Annotated in this window: 5 protein-coding genes; 4 read left to right on the forward strand and 1 reads right to left on the reverse strand. The window is 67.6% G+C overall.

The window, feature by feature from the left end:
* The 4 genes from sucD to VJ655_RS16225 all read left to right on the forward strand — a co-directional run.
* Window positions 1-775, forward strand: a 775-nt coding sequence (gene sucD, locus VJ655_RS16210; protein WP_324112841.1) for a succinate--CoA ligase subunit alpha, incomplete at its 5' end; no start/stop codon positions are given.
* Between the two features lie 169 nt (window positions 776-944).
* On the forward strand, window positions 945-3,908 hold the full coding sequence (locus VJ655_RS16215; protein WP_324112843.1) for a 2-oxoglutarate dehydrogenase E1 component: 2,964 nt from the start codon (window positions 945-947) through the stop codon (window positions 3,906-3,908).
* Between the two features lie 59 nt (window positions 3,909-3,967).
* Entirely contained in the window at window positions 3,968-5,185 is a 1,218-nt protein-coding gene (odhB, locus tag VJ655_RS16220) for a 2-oxoglutarate dehydrogenase complex dihydrolipoyllysine-residue succinyltransferase (RefSeq protein WP_324112845.1), read from the forward strand.
* A 96-nt stretch (window positions 5,186-5,281) separates the two neighbouring features.
* A complete protein-coding gene (locus tag VJ655_RS16225) occupies window positions 5,282-5,626 on the forward strand; it encodes a DUF3088 family protein (protein ID WP_324112847.1) in 345 nt (114 codons plus the stop codon).
* Here the strand turns inward: VJ655_RS16225 and VJ655_RS16230 are convergent.
* Window positions 5,623-6,306 carry an AcvB/VirJ family lysyl-phosphatidylglycerol hydrolase gene (locus VJ655_RS16230; protein WP_324112849.1) on the reverse strand — a complete coding sequence of 228 codons (684 nt, stop codon included), beginning with the start codon at window positions 6,304-6,306 and terminating at the stop codon, window positions 5,623-5,625. The two genes, VJ655_RS16225 and VJ655_RS16230, sit on opposite strands and share 4 nt — an antisense overlap.
* Window positions 6,307-6,408: the final 102 nt, after the last annotated feature.

Raw genomic sequence — 6,408 nt, forward strand, 5'->3', positions numbered from 1 at the left:
CGGCGTCACCCCGGGTAAGGGCGGTCAAACGCACATCGGCCTGCCGGTGTTCGACACCGTCGGCGAAGCCAAGGAAGCCACCGGCGCCGACGCCTCGGTGATCTACGTCCCGCCGCCCTTCGCGGCCGACTCGATCCTGGAAGCCATCGAAGCCGAGATCCCGCTGATCGTCTGCATCACCGAAGGCATCCCGGTGCTGGACATGGTCAAGGTCAAGAAGGCCCTGCAGGGTTCGCGTTCGCGCCTGATCGGCCCGAACTGCCCCGGCGTCCTGACGCCTGGTGAGTGCAAGATCGGCATCATGCCGGGCTCGATCTTCTCGAAGGGTTCGGTCGGCGTCGTGTCGCGCTCGGGCACCCTGACCTATGAAGCCGTGTTCCAGACCACCAACGCGGGCCTGGGCCAGACGACGGCCGTCGGCATCGGCGGCGACCCGGTCAAGGGCACCGAGTTCATCGACGTCCTGGAAATGTTCCTGGCCGACGAAGCCACCAAGTCGATCGTCATGATCGGCGAAATCGGCGGCGCGGCCGAAGAAGAAGCGGCTCAATTCCTGAAGGACGAAGCCAAGCGCGGCCGTAAGAAGCCCATGGTCGGCTTCATCGCCGGTCGCACGGCTCCTCCCGGTCGTCACATGGGCCACGCCGGCGCGATCGTGTCGGGCGGCAAGGGCGGCGCCGAGGACAAGATCGCGGCGATGGAAGAGGCGGGCATCCGCGTCTCGCCGTCGCCGGCCAAGCTGGGCGAAACCCTGCTTGAGGTCCTGAAGGGCTAACTAGAACACCGAAACCCCGCCCCGCGCGGGGCCCAGGTTTTTTGCGACCGCCAGTCGACGATCCGAAAAAATCACCTGGGCCCTGTCGCGCGACGGGCGCCCGGCGATGAAGAGACTATATTTACGACCCATGGGTTACGGGGCGTAAACGGATCTTAAGGCGAAGACGATGGCGGACGACGCAGGCATCATCAATCAGGTCTTGACCGAGACCTCCTTCCTCTACGGCGCCAACGCGGCCTTCGTGGAGGATCTCTATGCCCAGTGGGCGGAGAATCCCGGCTCGGTCGAGCCCTCATGGAACGCCTTCTTCGCGAGCCTCGCCGAGCAGGCCGACCAGGTTAAGCGCGCCGCGCAGGACCCGGCCTGGACGCCCAAGAAGGTGCCGTCCGTCCGTCCGGACTGGCTGTCGGCCCTGGACGGTCAATGGGCCAGCGTCGCCCCCGCCGTCGAAGCCAAGATCGCCAAGGCCGTCGAGGGCAAGGCCCCCGGCGCCTCGTCCGAGGCCGTCCGCGCCGCCACGCTGGACAGCCTGCGCGCCATCATGATGATCCGGGCTTACCGGATGCGCGGCCACCTCGCCGCCAACCTCGATCCGCTGGGCCTGGAGCCGCCGAAGCCGGCCCCGGAACTGGATCCGGCCACCTACGGCTTCTCCGAGGCCGACTACGATCGCCCGATCTTCCTCGACTTCGTGCTCGGCATCGAGACCGCCACGATCCGCGAGATGCTCGACATCCTGCGCCGCACCTACTGCGGCAATGTCGGCGTGCAGTACATGCACATCTCCGACCCGGCCGAGAAGGCCTGGCTGCAGGAGCGCATCGAAGGTCGGGATAAAGAGATTAGTTTCACCAAGGAGGGCAAGGTCGCCATCCTGAAGAAGCTGATCGAGGCCGAGGGCTTCGAACGCTTCCTGCACAAGCGCTTCCCCGGCACCAAGCGGTTTGGCCTGGACGGCGGCGAGGCCATGGTCCCGGCCATGGAGCAGATCATCAAGCGCGGCGGCGCGCTGGGCGTGAAGGATATCGTCCTGGGCATGCCGCACCGCGGTCGCCTGAACGTGCTGGCCGCCGTGATGGGTAAGCCCTACCACGTCATCTTCCACGAATTCCAAGGCGGCTCGTCGGTGCCCTCGGACGTCGAGGGCTCGGGCGACGTGAAGTATCACATGGGCGCCTCGTCGGACCGTGAGTTCGACGACAACAAGGTCCACCTGTCGCTGACGGCCAACCCCTCGCACCTAGAAATCGTCAACCCGGTGGTGATCGGCAAGGCCCGCGCCAAGCAGGCCTTCCTGCTGCGCGAGACGCCGGACGCGGGCCGCGGCCACGTGCTGCCGCTGCTGCTGCATGGCGACGCCGCGTTCGCCGGCCAAGGCGTGGTGGCCGAGTGCTTCACCCTGTCGGGCCTGAAGGGCTACCGCACGGGCGGCACCATCCACTTCATCGTCAACAACCAGATCGGCTTCACGACCAGCCCGCGCTACTCGCGCAGCTCGCCCTATCCCAGCGACATGGCGCTGATGGTCGAGGCCCCGATCTTCCACGTGAACGGCGACGATCCGGAAGCGGTCGTTTACGCCTCGAAGGTCGCGACCGAGTACCGGCAGAAGTTCGGTAAGGACGTCGTCATCGACATGGTCTGCTACCGCCGCTTCGGTCACAACGAAGGCGACGATCCGACCATGACGTCGCCGCTGATGTACGCGAAGATCAAGGGTCACCCGCCGACCCGCGAGCTCTACGCCAACCGCCTGATCGGCGCGGGCGTGATCTCCCAGGCCGAATCCGACGCCTGGGTCACCGAGTTCGAGACCTTCCTCGACAAGGAATTCGACGCCGGCAAGAGCTACAAGCCCAACAAGGCTGACTGGCTGGACGGCAAGTGGGCCGGCCTGACCCTGCCGGGCGACGAGGATCGCCGTGGCAAGACGGCCTTCCCGAAGACCCGTCTGCTGGAACTGGGCCGCCAGATCACCACGATCCCGGACCGCATCAACGCCCACAAGACCGTCAAGCGCGCGATCGAGAACCGCCGGGACGCGTTCGAAAAGGGCGAAGGCATCGACTGGGGCGCCGCCGAGCACCTGGCCTTCGCCACCCTGCTCGACGAGGGTATCCCGGTGCGCCTGTCGGGCCAGGACTCGGTGCGCGGCACCTTCACCCAGCGTCACTCGGACATCGTCGATCAGACGACCGAGGAACATTACACGCCGCTGAACAACATCCGCGCCGGCCAGGCCAACTACGAAGTGATCGACTCGGCCCTGTCGGAGGAGGCGGTGCTGGGCTTCGAATACGGCTTCTCGCTGGCCGATCCGAACACCCTGACCCTGTGGGAAGGCCAGTTCGGCGACTTCGTGAACGGCGCCCAGGTGGTGATCGACCAGTTCATCAGCTCGGGCGAGCGCAAGTGGCTGCGGATGAGCGGCCTCGTGATGCTGCTGCCGCACGGTTATGAAGGCCAGGGCCCCGAGCACAGCTCGGCGCGCCTGGAGCGCTTCCTGCAGTCGTGCGCGGAAGACAACATGCAGGTCGTCAACTGCACGACGCCGGCCAACTACTTCCACGCCCTGCGCCGACAGATGCACCGCGAGTTCCGCAAGCCGCTGATCGTCATGGCCCCCAAGAGCCTGCTGCGCCACAAGCGCGCCGTCTCGAACCTGGCGGACTTCGCCGAGGGCTCGGCCTTCCACCGCGTGATGGTGGACGGCGCCGAGGCCGGCTGCGACGTCGGCGGGATCACGCTGAAGAGCGACGACAAGATCAAGCGCGTCATCCTGTGCTCGGGCAAGGTCTACTTCGACCTGGTCGACCAGCGCGCCAAGACCGGCCGCGACGACGTCTATCTGCTGCGCCTGGAGCAGTTCTATCCGTGGCCGATGAAGTCGCTGATGAGCGTGCTCGGAAGGTTCAAGAACGCCGACCTGGTCTGGTGCCAGGAAGAGCCCAAGAACATGGGCGGCTGGACCTTCGTCGATCCGTGGCTGGAGCTGACCTTGGACAAGCTGGACATCAAGGCCAAGCGCGCCCGCTATGTGGGTCGTCCGGCCTCGGCCTCCACGGCCGCTGGCCTGATGAGCCGCCACCTGAAAGAACTCGAGACCTTCCTCAACGAGGCCTTCGCGTAATCGCGAGCGCCACGCGCTAGTATCCGCCGGACCAAACAAGAGAGACATCGGAAAGCCCCATGGCCGACATCATGACCCCCGCCCTCGGCGAATCCGTCACGGAAGCGACGGTCGCCCGCTGGACCAAGAAGGCCGGGGAGGCCGTGAAGAAGGACGAGATCCTCGTCGAGCTGGAGACCGACAAGGTCAGCCTCGAAGTGGCCTCGCCCGCTGACGGCGTGCTCTCGGCCATCGGCGCCGAGGAAGGCGCGACGGTCGTTCCGGGCACGATCCTGGGCGTGGTGACCGAAGGCGCGACCGCCTCGGCCGCTCCGGCCGCGGCTGCGCCGAAGGCTGCTGAAGCGCCGAAGCCGGCTCCCGCGCCGACCCCGGCTCCGGTCGCCGCCGTGGCTCCGGCGGCCGCGCCGGTCAGCCCGGCCCCGGCCCGCATCGCCGCCGAGAGCGGCCTGGACCTCTCGAAGGTCGCCGGCACCGGCAAGGACGGCCGCGTGACCAAGGGCGACGCCCTGGCCGCCCTGGAAGCCCGCGCCTCGGCGCCGGCCCCGGCCGCCGCTCCGGCCGCGCCGCGCGCCCTGCACGAGCGCGAGGAGCGCGTGAAGATGACGCGCCTGCGTCAGACGATCGCCCGCCGCCTGAAGGAAGCCCAGAACACGGCCGCCATGCTGACGACCTTCAACGAGGTTGACATGACGGCGGTCATGGCGCTGCGCGCTCAGTACAAGGACGTCTTCGAAAAGCGCCACGGCGTGAAGCTGGGCTTCATGTCCTTCTTCACCAAGGCGGTCGTCGCCGCCCTGAAGGCGGTGCCGGACGTCAACGCCGAGATCGACGGCGCGGACATCGTCTACAAGAACCACTACGACATCGGCGTCGCCGTCGGCACCGACAAGGGTCTGGTGGTTCCGGTCGTTCGTGACGCCGACGTCCTGAACCTGGCCGAGATCGAAAAGGCCATCGGCGCCCTGGGCAAGAAGGCCCGCGACGGCCAGCTGTCCATCGAGGACATGCAAGGCGGCACCTTCACGATCACCAACGGCGGCATCTACGGTTCGCTGATGTCGACGCCGATCCTGAACGCCCCGCAATCGGGCATCCTGGGCATGCACGCCATCAAGGAGCGTCCGATGGTGGTGGGCGGCAAGATCGAGATCCGCCCGATGATGTACCTGGCCCTGTCCTACGACCACCGCGTCGTCGACGGCGCCGGCGCCGTGACCTTCCTGGTCAAGGTCAAGGAAGCTCTGGAAGACCCGCAGCGCCTGCTGCTGGACCTCTAGCAAACTCAGAGAAGCCCGCCCTCACCGGCGGGCTTCTTCGCTTCCGGCCCCGCGCGCCGCGCGTCGGGGCCGTTTTGCTTTCTACGGACCGGTGCGATGGCCAAGGACACGCTCTATCTGCTGAACACCAGCTTCGAGAAGGACGGCGCGCTCCGCTTCTGTCCCGACTGCGCGATGATGGAGGGGTATCTCGCGACCTTTCCGCAGCTGCGCGACATGCTCGACATCGTCCGAGTGGACTATCCTCGCCCGCGCCCGGCCCTCGTCGATCGCCTGGGCGAGGCCCATCAGAACGCTCCGACCCTGATCCTGGCGGCCCCCTCGGCCGACGCCGGTCCGCATGGCGAGATCCAGTCGGCCAACGGCTTGTCGTTCCTGACCGACGCGCGACCGATCACGCGCTGGCTGGCGGCCAGATATGGACTGGCGGCCCCCCTCTAACGACTGGCCCGCAACACCGCGTCGCCCAGCGCCGCATAGTCGCCGTTGAAGTGGTGGCCGCCGGGCAGGCGAATCTTGGCGACCATGCCGTCGGGCAGGTCGGGACAGATGTCGCGCCGCTCCCTGTCGCCATAGACGCAGGTGACCTTGACGTCCTTGAGCGCGGCGATCACCGGCGCCACCGGAAAGGCGTCGCGCGGCGCGAGGTTCAGCCAACTGACGGGATGGAAACGCAGGTCGCCCTCGGGACCCGCGCCGATCAGCACCACATGATCCACCTGGGCGCGGAGCTCGGGCGGCAGGCGGGGGATGATCGCGGGCAGGGCGTCGGCGCCGAACGAGTAGCCGATCAGCACCACCCGGTTGCGCCCCCAGGCGCGTTCATACGTCCGCAGGCTGGCGGCCAGGTCCGAGGCGACCTCGTCGGGCGTGCGGTCGCGGCGGAAATAGGCGAGGGAATTGATCCCGACGGTCGGCACCCCGTTGTCCGCCAGGCGCCGCGCCAGCTGCTGGTCGAGCGGCCCCCAGCCGCCGTCGCCGGAATAGAGCACCGCCAAGGTGTCGCCGCCGCGGGCGCTCGGGACCACGATGGGGCCGGTCCCGGCCGGCGCGGGGCGCGCGAAGACGGCGGTGATAGCGACGGCCGCCAGGGCGGCGAAAAGAGGTGCGCGCAGCTTCATGCCCCTAAGACGCCACCGCACCGTGGCGCTCTCCAGGCGCCGCAATGTCAAGCTTGTGGCCATCCCCATCCCGGGGAGGGCGCGGCTCGCCCATTTTCCTTT

Source organism: Caulobacter sp., assembly GCF_035254145.1.
Taxonomy (GTDB): domain Bacteria; phylum Pseudomonadota; class Alphaproteobacteria; order Caulobacterales; family Caulobacteraceae; genus Caulobacter.

Excerpts from the sequence above, each read along its gene's own strand:
- VJ655_RS16215 (WP_324112843.1), top strand. The coding sequence starts at position 945 with ATGGCGGACGACGCAGGCATCATCAATCAGGTCTTGACCGAGACCTCC.
- odhB (WP_324112845.1), top strand. The coding sequence starts at position 3,968 with ATGGCCGACATCATGACCCCCGCCCTCGGCGAATCCGTCACGGAAGCG.
- VJ655_RS16225 (WP_324112847.1), top strand. The coding sequence starts at position 5,282 with ATGGCCAAGGACACGCTCTATCTGCTGAACACCAGCTTCGAGAAGGAC.
- VJ655_RS16230 (WP_324112849.1), bottom strand. The coding sequence starts at position 6,306 with ATGAAGCTGCGCGCACCTCTTTTCGCCGCCCTGGCGGCCGTCGCTATC.